The sequence below is a fragment of the Burkholderia sp. SIMBA_051 genome (genome assembly GCF_046534915.1).
GTDB lineage: Bacteria > Pseudomonadota > Gammaproteobacteria > Burkholderiales > Burkholderiaceae > Burkholderia > Burkholderia ambifaria.
Window position 1 is genome coordinate 470,414 of record NZ_JAWRXS010000003.1, and the last position, 15,433, is coordinate 485,846.

Here is a 15,433-nt window from a genome sequence, read left to right on the forward strand (position 1 = left end):
GTCAATCGACCGTCCGGCGGCGCGGGCCACGGCGCTTGACGGGCGTCGTCGGCCGCTCGATGCGTTCGTACAGACGGAAGCGCTCGTCACGGTCGGCAACACGGCGGCCTTCCCACACGAGACGCCACACGTATTGCGACATCGCGCTCGGCTCGCCGAAGTCCGCGCGGTCCTGGCGCAGGATCACGTCGCACTCGCCCGAGAATTCGAAGTGCATGTCGCCGAAGTACGCGAAGGTCGCGATCTGCGCATCACCGAGCCGCACCGGCGAGATGCACGCGTAGTCCTTCGGCAGATGCGACGCGATCTGCTGCGCGACGTCGCTGTAGGTCCGGCCGTAGTTGACGATCGGCAGCCACAGCGTCATCAGCAGCACCCACATCAGCGTGGTGCCCGCGCTCGACAGCACGACGCTGCGCCACAGCACCTTCGGCTGGCGCGAGATGCGCCAGCGCGCGAGCAGGCACCAGCACACGGTGACGATCACCGCGCAGATGAACGACAGGATCTTGAAGTGCGGCTCGTAGCCCGGCACGAGGCGCGCGAGGTTGCGCGCGAGCGGATGCGGGAAGCCGGTGAGCGACGCGAGCCATACGAGCCACACGAAGGTGCCGAGGATCGTGAAGCTGAGCACCGCGAACCAGTCGATCGCGTTGATCGCGCCGCGTTTGAGCGTGGGCAGCGCGAAGGTGGCGAGCACGGCGAGCGGCGGCAGCAGCAGCATGTACATGCGGTTGGACTGCTGGCTCTGCAGGATCACGAGCGCGACGAGCGGCACGACGACCGACAGCGGAATCGCGATGTGCGCGCGGCGGCGCATGCCGGCCCAGCTCCACCACGCCCAGATCGCGAGCGGCCACGCGGGCCACGTGAAGAGCGGCAGGTTCTTCGCCGCATAGCCGAGCACCGCGGTCGGCGGGCCCGAGAAGCGCATCAGGCTGCCGTGGATCCACTGGTTGAAGAACCACGCGGCGTCGTCGGGCGCCGCGTTGAAGGCGGCGAGCGGCCACAGCGCGGAGATCGCGGCCGCGAGCGGCACGCCGATCAGCGGCAGGCGCAGGTTGCGCATCTCCGGCGTGATGAGCCACAGCGCGGCCGTGCCGGCGAGCAGCGCGACCACGAGCACCGGGTTGCCGGACAGGCCGACGAGGCCCATCGCGACGCCCCACCACAGCGCGCCCTGCATCGGCTTGTCGATGCCGCGCACGATGCCGTACACGAGCATCGCGATCCACGCGAACTGCGCGAGCTGCGGCGTCGTTTCGTGGCCGCGCTCCGCGAGCCCGAAGCATGCGACGAGGATCAGCAGCGCGCCGTCGGCGAGCGTGCGGCCGTAGTCGCGCGGCTCCGGCTCGCCGCCGAATGCATACTTGAACGGCTGGACCTCGGCGCGCCGGCCGAGCAGGTAGGCGGCGTACCAGACGAACGCGCACGCGACGCAGAACAGCACGCCCGTGTCGACGCGCGACGCGTTGCTCGCGTCGACCCACGGCGCCAGCGCGCGGATCGACAGCGCGCCGAGCCAGTAGCCGAGCGGCCCGTCGGTCGTGATGAACTTGCCGACGAGATTCGGCAGCAGCCAGTCGTGCCAGCTGCCGGTGGCCATCGTCCACATCACGCCGAAGCCCGCCGCGTCTTCGTTCTTCCACGGGTCCCGGCCGAACAGGCCGAACGCCGCGTAGACGAGGCAGAGCGTAAGCAGCAGCCAGCGCGGCAGCGCACGCGTGGCGGAGGCGGTGAGACGGACGACAGGCTTCATGCAGATCAGCGTTTTGTTATGGGCGGCCGGCGCGGGCGCGCGCGGTCGAGCCGGTTTCTAGCATCCGGCATTGTAGACGTGCCGGGTGTTGCGCGTCAGGGGGTTCCTCGGGGCGCCGGCCGGCCGTTGCCGGGCGAGCAGAGACAAAAAAGGGCAGCCTGGGCTGCCCTTTTGTGCGATACCGGTGCGTTGCAACCACCGGATGCGGCGCGAAGCTTACTTCGCGAGTTTGCCGCTGGCGCGTGCGCCGAACTTGTTCTTGAACTTCTCGACACGGCCTGCCGTGTCCATGATCTTTTGCTGGCCGGTGTAGAACGAGTGCGATTCCGACGACACTTCGATCTTGGCGAGCGGGTAGGTCTTGCCGTCGAGTTCGATGTTTTCACGCGTCTGGATCGTCGAGCGCGTGATGAACTTGAAGCCGTTCGACATGTCTTGGAAGACGACTTCGCGGTAGTTCGGGTGGATGCCTTCTTTCATGGTCTTTCCTTGGTGAGAGCGGTAGCCAACCCGCCGCTTGCCGTATCGGAGCGCAAAATTGCGCTGCCAGACGACGCCAAGCCCGGCGCGAGCCACTTGCCTAAGGTCGAAAAACGGCGATTATGCCAGAAAATCAGATGGTTGACGAATAATTTTCATCACGCGCCGAGGGCGCCCGTGCGGGCCGGATCCTGCCGGTAGTAGCGCGCGAGCAGCCGGTACAGCTCCGGAAATTCGGACTCGAACGCCCGCGGCCGCACGAACAGCGCCTCGCTGCACACCGCGAAGAATTCCGACGGGTGGTCGGCCGCATACGGATCGATCAGCGATTCCCGCTCGAAGCGCGCCCACGCACGGTCCGGCACCGCGTCGACGCGTGCGCAGAACTGGTCGTACGCATGCTCGAACACGTCGGCCCAGGCCTGCGCGTCGAGGTGCGGCGCGTGCCAGCGGCGAAAAAGGGGCGGATAGCCGTCGGCCTCGCCGTTGACCATGTCGATCTTGTGCGCGAACTCGTGGATCACGACGTTGTACGCGTCGCGGCCGTCCGTCATCTGCGCGTCTTCCCATGACAGGATCACCGGGCCGCCTTCCCACGCCTCGCCGCTCGCGTCCTGCTCGACTTCATGCACGACGCCGTCCTCGTCCTGCACGGTCTTGCGGATCACGAATTCGCCCGGATACACGACGACGCCGACCCAGCCGTCATACAGCGACAAATCCAGATTCAGCACGGGCAGGCACGCCTGCGCGGCGATCGCGACGATCATCTCGTCGGTCAGCTCGAGCCCGTGCGCGGTCGAAAACGACTTCTTCGCGATGAACAGGCTCGTGAGTTCGCGCAACCGGCTGAGGTCGCCGGGCGGCAGCGCGTCGAGAAACGGCAGGCGCGCCACGGTGTCCTGCCACAACGCATCGGCAATCGGATGGCTGCGCAGCGCGCGGTCGCGGCGGCGGTCGTCGAACCAGCGGGTCAGTTTCGAAAGCATGGAGGCAGCGCGGGAAGATCCAAAGCCTGTCTTTTAACTCAATCGATCTCTTTTTGCCATGCCGCGAAGAGGCCGCCGACGAGCGCGACGCCCGCGAGGAAATAGAAACCGTCGAGCGACGCGAGGAACGACGCCTGTTGCGCGACCATCCGCGCGATCGACGCGATCGCAAGGGCGTGCGCGTCGTTCAGCGCATGGCCGGCTGCCGCATAGCTGCGCGTGAGCGCGTCGACGGTCTGCTGGAACAGTGGATCGAACACGTTCGCGCGCTCGACGAGCCGCGTCTGATGCACGGCCAGCCGGTGCTGCTCGACGATGATCACCGACGACGTCGCGAACGAGATCGTCAGTTGCCGCACGATGTTCTTCAGCCGGTAGCCGTGCGTGTATTCGTCGATCGCGAAGATACGGAACGTCAGGTTCGCGACCGGCAGCACGATGAACAGCAGCAGCAACCCGCGCAACAGCAGCGGGCCGATCAGCGCGGCCTCGCCGACCTGCGGCGTCATCCGCGTCATCCACAGCGCGGCGGCGATCGCGATCGCGAAACCCGGCACCACGAACCATTTCTTGTGCGTGACGTGCTTCGCATAGCGCAGGTACGCGAACAGCGCGGTCGCCGAGATCAGGGACATCGTGCCGACCAGGCGCCCGGCGTTCTCGACCGGATAGCCGAGCCCGCCTTCGAGCAGGCGGGAAGTCAGGTAGCTGAAGCCGGTCGACTCGTAGTAATAGAACATGTACAGCAGCAAGCCGACCCGGAACGTGCGCTCGCGAAACGCATGCAGCCGCACGAGGGGCGTCGGATGGTGCCACTGGTGATAGGCGAACCACGCGAGCGCGGCCACGCCGACGAACGTCAGCATGATCAGCATCGGCGAGCCGCTGTAGAGCTGGTAGTGCACCTGCTGCAGCACGATCTGCAGCGCGCCTTGCGCGAGCGCGAACACGATGTACGGCCAGAAATGTCCGGAGCCGCGCACGTCGTCGGGCGTCCTGCCCGAATCGGGCAGCGTGAGGAGGGCGAGGATCGCGAACGCGATCCCGGCAGGCGCCGTGCACGCGAACAGCGCGCGCCACGTCGAATGCGCGACGAGCAGCCCGCCGACGATCGGCGCGAGCGCGCTGCCGAGCAGGATCATGATCAGGAACGCGCGCGTGGCGGGCGGCCGCGCCTGCGGCTTGAAGCTGATCTGGATCAGGATCCGGCACGCACCCATCATCGGGCCGATGAAGTAGCCCTGGAAGCCGCGCGCGAACGCGAGCTCGAGCGACGTGTCGGCGAATGCCGCCGCGATCGCGCCGCACGAGAACATCAGCATGCAGCCGGCGACGTAGCGGCGATGTCCGAGCCGGTCGACCCACCATTGCTGCTGCAGGATGCCGAGCACCGCCGTGACCGCATAGGCGCTGGACGACCACACGAGTTCGTCGGGCGACGCGTTGATGCCGCCTGCGATGTAGCTCGCGAAGAACGAGAAGACTGCGTTGTCGAAGTAGTCGATGCCGGTGACGAGTGCGAGCGCCCACGGGAAGAGGTCCGCGCGCAGGTTCGCGCGGCTCCACAGCGGCGAGCGACCGCGCGCGACGTTCATTCCCGGTCCTTGCGCGCGCGGCGCGTGCGGGCTTCGGCCTGCCGCTGCGCGATCAGCGCGTCGGGATTTTCGCCCGCGAGCCGCCGCTCGATGTAGTCGATGTCGTGCTGCAGTTCCTTGCGCAGCGCGACGGCTTCCTTCAGTTCGCGCTGGACGGCCGCGATCCGCTGGTCGAGCGTGTCGATCTGCTCGGCGAGGCCCGTGCGGATGTCGCGCAGCGACGCGTCCGAATAGCGGCGCCGGCCGTCGCCCGTTTCTTCGAGCGGGCGCTTGAGCATCTCGGTGATGCCGTGCAGCGAAAAGCCGAGTGCACGCAACCGCAGGATGCGGCCGAAGCGTTCGAGATCGGCTTCATCGTAAAGGCGATAGCGGCCGCCGCTGCGCGACGGCGTGACGAGTCCGCGCTCCTCGTAATACTTCAGCGTGCGCGGCGTGACGCCGAGCCGCGACGCGGCGTCGCTCACGGTCAGCAGCGGGGCGGAGGCGTCGTTCGGCATGGGGAGGGGCGGGCTGCGGTCGGTGCGATGGCGCGATTATAGATCAACCTGTACGTTCACGTGCAGGTTGGGTCGAAAAAACGGCCGCCGGGCAAAAGCGCGGGCGGCCGTTCGTGCGGGCGAGGGCGATTAGCCGCCGCGGCGCATCAGGTCGAAGAACTCGGAGTTGCTCTTCGTTTGGCGGATCTTGTCGAGCAGGAATTCCATGGCCTCGACTTCGTCCATGTCGTGGATGAACTTGCGCAACACCCAGATCTTTTGAAGGATCTCGGGCTTGATCAGCATTTCTTCGCGACGCGTGCCCGACTTGTTCAGGTTGATCGACGGATAGACGCGCTTTTCCGCGAGGCGGCGCTCGAGGTGCACTTCCATGTTGCCGGTGCCCTTGAACTCTTCGTAGATCACGTCGTCCATGCGGCTGCCGGTTTCGATCAGCGCGGTGCCGATGATCGTCAGCGAGCCGCCTTCCTCGATGTTGCGCGCCGCGCCGAAGAAGCGCTTCGGGCGCTGCAGTGCGTTCGCGTCGACACCGCCCGTCAGCACCTTGCCCGACGCCGGGATTACGGTGTTGTAAGCGCGTGCGAGACGCGTGATCGAGTCGAGCAGAATCACGACGTCGTGCTTCATTTCGACGAGGCGCTTGGCCTTCTCGATCACCATTTCGGCGACCTGGACGTGACGCGTGGCCGGTTCGTCGAACGTCGACGCGATGACTTCGCCGGCGACCGAGCGCTGCATTTCGGTCACTTCTTCGGGGCGCTCGTCGATCAGCAGCACGAACAGGACGACGTCCGGGTGGTTCTGCTTGATCGCGTGTGCGATGTGCTGGAGCATCACGGTCTTGCCCGACTTCGGCGACGCGACCAGCAGGCCGCGCTGGCCCTTGCCGATCGGCGCGATCATGTCGATGATGCGGCCCGTGACGTTCTCTTCGCCGCGCATCTCGCGTTCGAGCGCCAGCGGCTTGTTCGGGTGCAGCGGCGTGAGGTTCTCGAACATGATCTTGTGTTTCGAGGCCTCGGGCGGCTGCCCGTTGACTTTGTCGACCTTCACCAGCGCGAAGTAGCGCTCGCCGTCCTTCGGCGTGCGGACTTCACCTTCGATCGTGTCGCCGGTGTGCAGATTGAAGCGGCGAATCTGCGACGGGCTGATATAGATGTCGTCGGTACTCGCGAGGTACGACATTTCCGGCGAGCGCAGGAAGCCGAAGCCGTCCGGGAGTACTTCGAGCGTGCCGTCGCCGAAGATCGTCTCTCCCGTCTTGGCGCGCTTTTTAAGAATGGCGAACATCAGCTCCTGCTTGCGCAGGCGGTTCGCGTTTTCGATCTCCAGGCCATTGGCCATTTCGATCAGTTCGGACACGTGCAGAGACTTGAGCTCGGATAAATGCATACGGAGAACCCGCCAGGGAGGAGAAGCGACGAAAAGAAATAAGGGAGGAGGGGCGAGCGGAGGCGCTCTGAGACTTAATGCGTCTTGTAGACGTTTTTTGATTCTAGCATACGCTGATTCGTGCCTGAGCGGCCGATCGGCGGCTTGGCGGCGGACGTGTTGTCGGTTGACAACACGTCCGAGGAACGGCCCGTATTACAGGTGGCTGTCCAGGAATGCGGTGAGCTGCGACTTCGACAGCGCGCCGACCTTCTGCGCGGCGGCCGCGCCGTTCTTGAACAGGATCAGCGTCGGGATGCCGCGCACGCCGAACTTCGCGGGCGTCGCCTGGTTGTCGTCGACGTTGATCTTCGCGATCTGCAGCTTGTCGCCGTAATCCTTCGCGACTTCGTCGAGGATCGGGGCGATCATCTTGCACGGGCCGCACCATTCGGCCCAGAAGTCGACGAGCACGGGCTTGTCGGATTTGACGACGTCCTGTTCGAACGATGCGTCGCTGATGTGTTTGATCTGTTCGCTCATTGGGTCAATACCTCTTACGGTTCGGGGACTGCCTGCTTGGCGCGTTGCGGCGCTCCGGCGGCCTTTCGGCTACCGGCCGCTGCGGCAGGTCACTCCGCTCTCCGGAAGGAAGGGCGCAGGCGCTGCATGGCGCGGCTCGCGGGTCGTTCGGGCGTCATATTAGCCTAAATTGCTATCTGCTGCGGGCGGCGATAGTAGCCGCTACGCGAGTAGGGGTACGACGCGCCGTTCGACCGTTGTGTTCTGAAGGTGGAGGCCCGCATGCAAAATACAAGAGCCTCGGTCATTCACTGCGTGCTCGCCCTGGCTTCATGCGCCCATGCGCGCGCCGGTTTGCTCGATCCCTCGCATTGTTGCGAACAAACGGTCGCATTCGACCGGAAGCGGTGATAGAATATGCCGTGACGGGCCTCCTCGCATGGTGGGGCGGTGAACCTGGTCAGGTCGGGAACGAAGCAGCCACAATCGTTTTCTGCCAGTGCCGAGGGTTGGGCTCGTCACCTTTCCTCTCGCCCCGTTCGTTGGGCGTTTTTTATTTCTGCGTCATTCTCCGTTTTTCCTGCGCCTTGCCCGTTCTCCGCACCGTTTCGCGTGTCGGCGGGACGCAGCGTTACTGATACAATTTCCCGATGACCTATCAAGTTCTCGCACGCAAGTGGCGTCCGAAGGATTTCGCTTCGCTCGTCGGCCAGGAGCACGTCGTCAGGGCGCTCACGCACGCGCTCGACGGCGGGCGTCTCCATCACGCCTATCTGTTTACCGGAACCCGCGGCGTCGGCAAGACGACGCTGTCGCGGATCTTCGCGAAGGCGCTCAACTGTGAAACCGGCGTCACGTCGCAGCCGTGCGGCGTGTGCCGCGCGTGCCGCGAGATCGACGAAGGCCGCTTCGTCGATTACGTCGAGATGGACGCGGCGAGCAACCGCGGCGTCGACGAGATGGCCGCGCTGCTCGAGCGCGCGGTGTACGCGCCCGTCGATGCGCGCTTCAAGGTCTACATGATCGACGAAGTGCACATGCTGACGAACCACGCGTTCAACGCGATGCTGAAGACGCTCGAGGAGCCGCCGCCGCACGTCAAGTTCATTCTCGCGACGACCGACCCGCAGAAGATTCCCGTCACCGTGCTGTCGCGCTGCCTGCAGTTCAACCTGAAGCAGATGCCGGCCGGGCACATCGTGTCGCATCTCGAACGGATCCTCGGCGAAGAGCAGATTTCGTTCGAGCAGCAGGCGCTACGTCTGCTCGCGCGCGCCGCGCAGGGCAGCATGCGCGATGCGCTGTCGTTGACCGACCAGGCGATCGCCTATTCGGCGAACGAAGTGACCGAAGCGGCGGTGTCCGGCATGCTCGGCGCACTCGACCAGACCTACATGGTGCGGCTGCTCGATGCGCTCGCGGCCGGCAACGGCCCGGAGATCCTCGCGATCGCCGACGAGATGTCGCTGCGCAGCCTGTCGTTTTCCACCGCGCTGCAGGATCTCGCGAGCCTGCTGCACCGGATCGCATGGGCGCAGTTCGCGCCGGGCTCGGTGCTCGACGAATGGCCGGAAGCGGCCGACTTGCGTCGCTTCGCGGACGCGCTGAGCCCCGAGCAGGTTCAGCTGTTCTATCAGATCGCGACGGTCGGGCGCGCGGAGCTCGGCCTTGCGCCGGACGAATACGCCGGCTTCACGATGACGCTGCTGCGGATGCTCGCGTTCGAGCCGGCCGTCGGCGCCGGCAGTGCGCCGGGTGGCCAGCCGGCCGTGCCGCGTGCCGTCCCCGCGCCCGCGCCGCGTGCGACCGCTGCTGCCGCTGCCGCTGCCGCTGCGTCGGCTGCGGCGCCCAAGTCGCCATCGATATCGGCACCCAAGCCGCCAGCGGCAGCCGCACCGGCCGCCGCCGCGGAGGCCGTACGCCCGCAGGCTGCCGCTCCGGTCGCGCCCGCCGCGCGTCCGTCGCCGGTCCAGTCCGGCGATGCGGCGACTTCGTCGGCCGTGAAACCTGTGGCGACACCGGCAGCGGCTGCGACGGAAGCGCCGGCCGCACCGCAGCCGGCAGCGAACCCGGCACCTCAGGCGGCACCGGCGAGCGATGCGCCGCCGGCCGTGCGCAACGAACCTGAACCGCCGGCTGTCGCCAAGCGCGTCGACGAACCTGCGGCGCCTGCTGTCGCCAAGCGCGTCGCGGAACCTGCAGCACCTGCCGAACCGACGCCGCGTGCCGCGCCGGCAGCGCCGGCCGCACCTGCCGCGCGCCCGTCGGCCCGCGGTGGCGCAGCCGCCGCACTCGACGTGCTGCGCAATGCCGGCATGCGCGTGTCATCCGACCGCTCGCGAGCGGACGCCGCGCCGAAATCGGCCGCGGCCCAGCCGGCCGCCGACAAACCGGCGCCGTCGCGTCCCGCCGTGCAGGTGCCGACGCCGCGTCCGGCAGCTCGCGCGCCGCAGGCTGCCGACACGCGTCAGGCGCCGCCGCCGTGGGAAGACATCCCGCCGGACGAATACGTGCCGCTCAGCGCCGACGAGATGTTCGGCGGTGGGGCCGACGACGGCTTCGTCCCGGTATTCGACAGCGGCCCCGACGACGTGCGTATTGCGCCGAAGCCGGCGGAGGCCCGTCCGTCCGCACCGGTCGACACGCGTCCGCTGCCGCCCGCGATCGCGCTCGATCCGATCGGCTTCGACGGCGAATGGCCGGCGCTGGCTGCACGGTTGCCGCTGAAGGGCGTCGCGTATCAGCTTGCGTTCAACAGCGAGCTGACGGCCGTCGACGCGACGACGTTGAAACTGTCCGTGCCGGTGCCGCAGTATGCGGACGCCGCCCAGGTCGCGAAGCTGAAGGCTGCGCTGGCCGACGCGCTCGGCAAGCCGGTCGAGGTCGCGGTCGAGGTCGGGCCAGCGCGGCGCACCGCGGCGGCGCTCGATGCGGCCGCGCGTGCGGCACGCCAGCGCGAGGCCGAGCAGGAGATCCACGGCGATCCGTTCGTCCAGCAGCTCGTGCGTGATTTCGGCGCGCGTATCGTCGAAGGCTCGGTGCGGCCGCTCGCCGATTCGGCGCCGGACGGCGCGCCGCCCACGCTGCATTGAACGAATCGCACCGCGACAGGCACAATCACGCCCGCACACATTGGCCGGCATGCGCCGCGTGCCGGTTTTCACACGATCAAGAAGGAGTATTCCCATGTTGAAAGGCAACCTCGCCGGACTGATGAAGCAAGCGCAGCAAATGCAGGAAAACATGAAGAAGATGCAGGAGCAGCTTGCGCAGATCGAAGTCGAAGGGCAGTCGGGTGCCGGCCTCGTCAAGGTGACGATGACGTGCCGCAACGAAGTGCGTCGCGTGGCGATCGACCCGAGCCTGCTCGCGGACGACAAGGACATGCTCGAGGATCTGGTCGCGGCCGCGTTCAACGATGCCGTCCGCAAGGCCGAAGCGACGTCGCAGGAGAAGATGAGCGGCATGACGTCGGGCCTGCCGCTGCCCCCGGGTTTCAAGCTGCCGTTCTGAGCGCAGCGTCCGTTCAGCCCGTTCAGCCTCCAGCCGCCGTATGAAACAGCCGTCCGCCCTGTCCGCGCTCGTCGAGGCGTTGCGTGTCCTGCCCGGCGTCGGGCCGAAATCCGCGCAGCGCATGGCGTACCACCTGATGCAGCACGATCGGGAGGGCGCGGAGCGGCTCGGCCGCTCGCTGCTGTTCGCGACCGAGCACCTGCAGCACTGCGAGAAGTGCAACACGTTCACGGAAGCGCAGATCTGCGAGGTGTGCAGCGACGACGAGCGTGATCCGACGCTGCTGTGCGTCGTCGAGACGCCGGCCGACCAGATCATGCTCGAGCAGACGATGACGTACCGCGGGCTGTATTTCGTGCTGATGGGGCGGCTGAGCCCGCTCGACGGGATCGGCCCGAAGGAAATCCATTTCGACCGCCTCGTGCGGCGCGCGTCCGACGGCGTCGTCAAGGAGGTCGTGCTCGCGACCAACTTCACGAACGAGGGCGAAGCCACCGCGCACTACCTCGGCCAGACGCTGAAGGCGCGCGGGCTCGCGGTCACGCGCCTCGCGCGCGGCGTGCCGGTCGGCGGCGAGCTCGAATACGTCGACGCGGGCACCATCGCCCGCGCGATGCTCGACCGCCGCACGATGTAAGCCGGGCGCCGCCGGCGAGCGGCGCCGTTCCTCATGCCAGGGAGACACATGAGCACCAGTCAGGGCCCGCTCGCGGGCGTCAAAGTGCTCGAATTCGGGACGCTGATCGCGGGGCCGTTCGCGTCGCGCCTCTTGGCCGAATTCGGCGCGGAAGTGATCAAGATCGAGGATCCGAACGGCGGCGACCCGCTGCGCAAGTGGCGCAAGCTGCATCCGGAGCAGGGCGGCACGTCGCTGTGGTGGTCGGTCCAGGCGCGCAACAAGAAATCGGTCACGCTCAATCTGAAATCCGATGCCGGCAAGGCGATCGCGCGGCAGCTCGCGCGCGAGGCCGACATCGTGGTCGAAAACTTTCGCCCGGGCCTGCTCGAGAAGCTCGGCCTCGGCTACGACATCCTGTCGGCCGACAACCCCGGTCTCGTGATGGTGCGCCTGTCCGGCTACGGGCAGACGGGCCCGTACCGCGACCGGCCCGGCTTCGGCGCGATCGCCGAATCGATGGGCGGATTGCGTCACATCACCGGCTATCCGGATCTGCCGCCGCCGCGCATCGGCATCTCGATCGGCGACTCCATTGCCGCGCTGCACGGCGTGATCGGGGCGCTGATGGCGCTCCACCACCGCAACGTGAATGGCGGCGCGGGGCAGGTGGTCGACGTTGCGCTGTATGAAGCGGTGTTCAACATGATGGAAAGCGTGGTGCCCGAATACGGCGTGTACGGGATGGTGCGCGAGCGCACCGGCGCGTCGCTGCCGGGCATCGTGCCGTCGAACACCTACGCGTGTCGCGACGGCAGCATCGTGATCGGCGGCAACAGCGACCCGATCTTCAAGCGGCTGATGAAGGCGATCGAGCGCGACGACCTCGCGGACGATCCCGCACTCGCACGCAACGACGGACGCGTGCCGCGCACGCAGGAAATCGACGACGCGATTGCCGCGTGGCTCGCGCCGCGCACGATCGACGACGCGCTGGCCGTGCTCAACGCGGCCGACGTGCCGGCCGGGCGCATCTATAGCGCCGCCGACATGTTCACCGATCCGCAGTTCGTCGCGCGACAGATGATCCAGCGTTTCAAGCTCGCCGACGGCACCGACATTCCGCTGCCGAACATCACGCCGAAGCTGTCCGGCACGCCGGGCGAAACGCGCTGGCTCGGGCCCGAACTCGGCGAGCACACGGACGAGGTGCTGCGCGGCCTCGGCTACGACGCGCAGGCGATCGCCGCGCTGCGCGAGGCCGGCGCGATCTGAGCGTCGTCCCCAGCGCCGGCGAAGCGCGCGGGGTTTCCCGGACGGTACTTCCTTCCGGGTCGATGACTGCGGGCAGCCGAGTGTTTTCCCGAGTGGGTGGAACGCCGCCGCGCAGTGTGGCGGCGCACCGCATGCGCGAGCTGCGCGCGGGCCCGTCAGACGCCGCCGGACTGTCGCTCTCGCGCCATCTTTCCTCGGTTACAATCGCCGGATGCGAATCCTACTCAGCAACGACGACGGCTATCTCGCCCCCGGTCTCGCCGCGCTCAGCGACGCGCTGCGGCCGTTGGCCGACCTCACCGTGATCGCACCCGAGCAGAACTGCAGCGGCGCGTCGAATTCCCTCACGCTGTCGCGGCCGCTGTCGGTGCAGCGCGCGACGAATACGGGTTTCTTCTACGTGAACGGCACGCCCACCGACTCGGTGCACGTCGCGTTGACGGGGATGGCCGACGAGCGTCCGGACCTCGTCGTGTCGGGGATCAACAACGGCCAGAACATGGGCGAAGACACCCTCTATTCAGGGACAGTTGCGGCCGCCACCGAAGGCATCATGTTCGGCGTGCCGGCCATCGCGTTTTCGCTGGCCGACAAGGGCTGGGCGCATCTGGCCGACGCCGCGCGCGTCGCCGCGGAAATCGTCGAGCATTACCTCGCGCATCCGCTGCCCGGTCAGCCGTTGCTGAACGTCAATATTCCGAATCTGCCGTACGACGAGCTGAGGGGCTGGAAGGTCACGCGCCTCGGCAAGCGTCACCCGTCGCAGCCGGTGATTCGCCAGACCGACCCGCGCGGCGAGCCGGTCTACTGGATCGGTGCGGCGGGTGCCGCGCTGGACGCGAGCGAAGGTACCGATTTCCACGCCGTCGCAAACGGTTTCGTGTCGATCACGCCGCTGCAGCTCGATCTCACGCATACGCAAATGCTGCCTGCAACGCGCGAATGGGCGCGCGCAGGCGGGCGGGCTTCATGAGCGGCGAGCGCGCGAAGCGGTTCCCGCTCGCGCTCGAAGATCTCAAGCGAGCGCCACGCAAATCGGAAGTCCGGTCCGGGTCCGGCGAACGCCATGCGGCGAGCGCGGTGCCGAAGGCCGCCGACAAGCCCGCCGCCGTGCTCAAGCCGGTGGCGAAGACGGGCGCCGCTCGCGCGCTGCCCGGCACGGCCGCCGCGAAGCCCGCGACCGCGCCGAAGCCGACCGTGCTGAAGCCCGCGATGCCGAAGCCGGCCGCGCCGAAGCTGGCCGCGCCGAGCAGCGCGCCGGCCGGCGCGTTCGCGCTGACCTCGGAACGTGTGCGCGAGCGCATGGTCGAACGCCTGCGCGCGAACGGCGTGACCGACGCGCGCGTGCTGGATGCGATGGCCGCGGTGCCACGCCACATGTTCGTGGATCCGGGGCTCGCGACGCAGGCCTACGAGGATGCCGCGTTGCCGATCGGCCACCAGCAAACGATCTCAAAGCCGTCGGTCGTCGCGCGCATGATCGAGCTCGCGATGGCCGGCCGCACACTCGAGCGCGTGCTCGAGATCGGCACCGGTTGCGGCTACCAGGCCGCGGTGCTGAGTCACGTGGCGCGCGACGTGTATTCGATTGAACGCATCAAGCCGCTCTACGAGCGCGCGAAGCTGAACCTGCGGCCGCTGCGCGTGCCGAACATCCGTTTGCATTATGGCGACGGGCGTGTCGGCCTGCCGTCCGCGGCGCCGTTCGACGCGATCGTGATCGCGGCGGCGGGGCTCGACGTGCCGCAGGCGCTGCTCGAGCAGCTCGCGATCGGCGGGCGGCTCGTCGCGCCGGTCGGCGCGCAGAGCGGGCAGCACCAGGTGCTCACGCTGGTCGAGCGCGTCGCGCCCGCGCAATGGCGAGAGTCCCGGCTTGATCGCGTTTTCTTTGTCCCTTTAAAATCCGGAGTGATTTGAAACCGATGAGTATGTTGCGCGCGATGCAAAACAACCGAACCAGGGAACCGCTCACGTTCGCCCAGCGCGCGATCTGTGTGGCTGCATTCTCCACGCTACTGGCCGCCTGTGCGACGCGCCTCGACAACGCGCCCGTCGTCGACCGCTCCGGAACGCTCGGCACGACCGCTGCCGCGCAGCCGGCGGTGCCGCTCGGCCCGCCGCCGCCCGGCTTCTACCGTGTGAAACCGGGTGACACGCTGTACCGGATCGCACTCGAGAACGGCCAGAACTATCGCGACATCGCCGCGTGGAACAACCTGACCAACCCGAACCAGATCGAAGTCGACCAACTGCTGCGCGTCGCGCCGCCGGGCGGCGCCGCGGTTGCCGGCTCGCAGGTTGCCGCGCCGATCGGCGGCGCTGCCGTCGCGACCGCGCCGCTCAGCAGCGGTCCCGCGACGCCGGCCGCAGGCTCGTCGTCGTCCGCGATCACGCCGCCGGCTGCCGCCTCCGCATCGAGCGATACGGCAGCAGTGCCGAGCGGCCCCGTGACGTTTGCATGGCCCGTGCGCGGCCCGCTGCTGAACGGTTTCGACGACGCGAAGAACAAGGGTGTCAATATCGGCGGCACGTCGGGTGAACCCGTGAAGGCGGCGGCCGATGGCCGCGTCGTCTACTCGGGCAATGGCCTGCGTGGCTACGGCAACCTCATTATCATCAAACACGATGCAACTTACCTCACGGCGTATGCACATAATCGCGCTTTGATGGTAAAAGAGGGGGACGCGGTGACGAAGGGGCAGAAGATCGCCGAGATGGGTAACAGCGATGCCGACCGCGTGATGCTGCATTTCGAGGTTCGCCGGCAGGGTAAACCTGTCGATCCGCTGAAGTATTTGCCGCCTCAATAACCGAGA

General features: G+C 67.3%; 14 protein-coding genes and 1 other RNA gene. 8 read left to right on the plus strand and 7 right to left on the minus strand.

What is annotated here, in order from left to right; all coding sequences use genetic code 11:
* Position 1 precedes the first annotated feature (1 nt).
* The 7 genes from SB771_RS09660 to trxA form a co-directional block, all read right to left on the minus strand.
* Positions 2–1,759 (minus strand): ArnT family glycosyltransferase, encoded by a 1,758-nt coding sequence (locus SB771_RS09660; RefSeq protein WP_175660648.1) that lies wholly within the window; start codon positions 1,757–1,759, stop codon positions 2–4.
* A 216-nt stretch (positions 1,760–1,975) separates the two neighbouring features.
* A complete protein-coding gene (locus SB771_RS09665) occupies positions 1,976–2,239 on the minus strand; it encodes a type B 50S ribosomal protein L31 (RefSeq protein WP_006761151.1) in 264 nt (87 codons plus the stop codon).
* A 158-nt stretch (positions 2,240–2,397) separates the two neighbouring features.
* A complete protein-coding gene (locus SB771_RS09670) occupies positions 2,398–3,228 on the minus strand; it encodes a zinc-dependent peptidase (RefSeq protein ID WP_175660649.1) in 831 nt (276 codons plus the stop codon).
* A 38-nt stretch (positions 3,229–3,266) separates the two neighbouring features.
* Positions 3,267–4,823 carry an MFS transporter gene (locus SB771_RS09675; protein ID WP_175660650.1) on the minus strand — a complete coding sequence of 519 codons (1,557 nt, stop codon included), beginning with the start codon at positions 4,821–4,823 and terminating at the stop codon, positions 3,267–3,269.
* On the minus strand, positions 4,820–5,320 hold the full coding sequence (locus SB771_RS09680) for a MerR family transcriptional regulator (RefSeq protein ID WP_175660651.1): 501 nt from the start codon (positions 5,318–5,320) through the stop codon (positions 4,820–4,822). The genes SB771_RS09675 and SB771_RS09680 overlap by 4 nt, the downstream gene beginning before the upstream one ends.
* A 129-nt stretch (positions 5,321–5,449) precedes the next feature.
* Positions 5,450–6,712 carry a transcription termination factor Rho gene (gene rho / locus SB771_RS09685; RefSeq protein WP_006753675.1) on the minus strand — a complete coding sequence of 421 codons (1,263 nt, stop codon included), beginning with the start codon at positions 6,710–6,712 and terminating at the stop codon, positions 5,450–5,452.
* 195 nt (positions 6,713–6,907) lie between these two features.
* Complete coding sequence (gene trxA / locus SB771_RS09690) at positions 6,908–7,234, minus strand: thioredoxin TrxA (RefSeq protein WP_006402348.1); 327 nt, start codon at positions 7,232–7,234, stop codon at positions 6,908–6,910.
* 403 nt (positions 7,235–7,637) lie between these two features.
* Between trxA and ffs the strand changes: the two genes are divergently transcribed.
* The 8 genes from ffs (at position 7,638) to SB771_RS09730 (ending at position 15,427) form a co-directional block, all read left to right on the plus strand.
* An RNA gene (ffs, locus tag SB771_RS09695) (signal recognition particle sRNA small type) lies at positions 7,638–7,736 on the plus strand.
* 127 nt (positions 7,737–7,863) lie between these two features.
* The gene (locus SB771_RS09700) at positions 7,864–10,305 is read left to right on the plus strand and encodes a DNA polymerase III subunit gamma/tau (protein WP_175660652.1); all 2,442 of its coding nucleotides are present in this window, start codon (positions 7,864–7,866) and stop codon (positions 10,303–10,305) included.
* Between the two features lie 94 nt (positions 10,306–10,399).
* Entirely contained in the window at positions 10,400–10,726 is a 327-nt protein-coding gene (locus SB771_RS09705; protein ID WP_006755698.1) for a YbaB/EbfC family nucleoid-associated protein, read from the plus strand.
* Positions 10,727–10,766: 40 nt separating this feature from the next.
* Positions 10,767–11,363 (plus strand): recombination mediator RecR, encoded by a 597-nt coding sequence (gene recR, locus SB771_RS09710; RefSeq protein ID WP_006755697.1) that lies wholly within the window; start codon positions 10,767–10,769, stop codon positions 11,361–11,363.
* 48 nt (positions 11,364–11,411) lie between these two features.
* Positions 11,412–12,617 carry a CaiB/BaiF CoA transferase family protein gene (locus SB771_RS09715; RefSeq protein WP_105785806.1) on the plus strand — a complete coding sequence of 402 codons (1,206 nt, stop codon included), beginning with the start codon at positions 11,412–11,414 and terminating at the stop codon, positions 12,615–12,617.
* Between the two features lie 211 nt (positions 12,618–12,828).
* Positions 12,829–13,590 carry a 5'/3'-nucleotidase SurE gene (gene surE / locus SB771_RS09720; protein WP_011657030.1) on the plus strand — a complete coding sequence of 254 codons (762 nt, stop codon included), beginning with the start codon at positions 12,829–12,831 and terminating at the stop codon, positions 13,588–13,590.
* Positions 13,587–14,534 carry a protein-L-isoaspartate(D-aspartate) O-methyltransferase gene (locus SB771_RS09725; RefSeq protein ID WP_105834144.1) on the plus strand — a complete coding sequence of 316 codons (948 nt, stop codon included), beginning with the start codon at positions 13,587–13,589 and terminating at the stop codon, positions 14,532–14,534. The genes surE and SB771_RS09725 overlap by 4 nt, the downstream gene beginning before the upstream one ends.
* Positions 14,535–14,539: 5 nt before the next feature.
* Positions 14,540–15,427: a peptidoglycan DD-metalloendopeptidase family protein gene (locus SB771_RS09730; protein WP_175660653.1), complete on the plus strand. Its 888-nt coding sequence runs from the start codon at positions 14,540–14,542 to the stop codon at positions 15,425–15,427.
* Positions 15,428–15,433: the final 6 nt, after the last annotated feature.

Excerpts from the sequence above, each read along its gene's own strand:
- SB771_RS09660 (WP_175660648.1), bottom strand. The coding sequence starts at position 1,759 with ATGAAGCCTGTCGTCCGTCTCACCGCCTCCGCCACGCGTGCGCTGCCG.
- SB771_RS09665 (WP_006761151.1), bottom strand. The coding sequence starts at position 2,239 with ATGAAAGAAGGCATCCACCCGAACTACCGCGAAGTCGTCTTCCAAGAC.
- SB771_RS09670 (WP_175660649.1), bottom strand. The coding sequence starts at position 3,228 with ATGCTTTCGAAACTGACCCGCTGGTTCGACGACCGCCGCCGCGACCGC.
- SB771_RS09675 (WP_175660650.1), bottom strand. The coding sequence starts at position 4,823 with ATGAACGTCGCGCGCGGTCGCTCGCCGCTGTGGAGCCGCGCGAACCTG.
- SB771_RS09680 (WP_175660651.1), bottom strand. The coding sequence starts at position 5,320 with ATGCCGAACGACGCCTCCGCCCCGCTGCTGACCGTGAGCGACGCCGCG.
- rho (WP_006753675.1), bottom strand. The coding sequence starts at position 6,712 with ATGCATTTATCCGAGCTCAAGTCTCTGCACGTGTCCGAACTGATCGAA.
- trxA (WP_006402348.1), bottom strand. The coding sequence starts at position 7,234 with ATGAGCGAACAGATCAAACACATCAGCGACGCATCGTTCGAACAGGAC.
- SB771_RS09700 (WP_175660652.1), top strand. The coding sequence starts at position 7,864 with ATGACCTATCAAGTTCTCGCACGCAAGTGGCGTCCGAAGGATTTCGCT.
- SB771_RS09705 (WP_006755698.1), top strand. The coding sequence starts at position 10,400 with ATGTTGAAAGGCAACCTCGCCGGACTGATGAAGCAAGCGCAGCAAATG.
- recR (WP_006755697.1), top strand. The coding sequence starts at position 10,767 with ATGAAACAGCCGTCCGCCCTGTCCGCGCTCGTCGAGGCGTTGCGTGTC.
- SB771_RS09715 (WP_105785806.1), top strand. The coding sequence starts at position 11,412 with ATGAGCACCAGTCAGGGCCCGCTCGCGGGCGTCAAAGTGCTCGAATTC.
- surE (WP_011657030.1), top strand. The coding sequence starts at position 12,829 with ATGCGAATCCTACTCAGCAACGACGACGGCTATCTCGCCCCCGGTCTC.
- SB771_RS09725 (WP_105834144.1), top strand. The coding sequence starts at position 13,587 with ATGAGCGGCGAGCGCGCGAAGCGGTTCCCGCTCGCGCTCGAAGATCTC.
- SB771_RS09730 (WP_175660653.1), top strand. The coding sequence starts at position 14,540 with ATGAGTATGTTGCGCGCGATGCAAAACAACCGAACCAGGGAACCGCTC.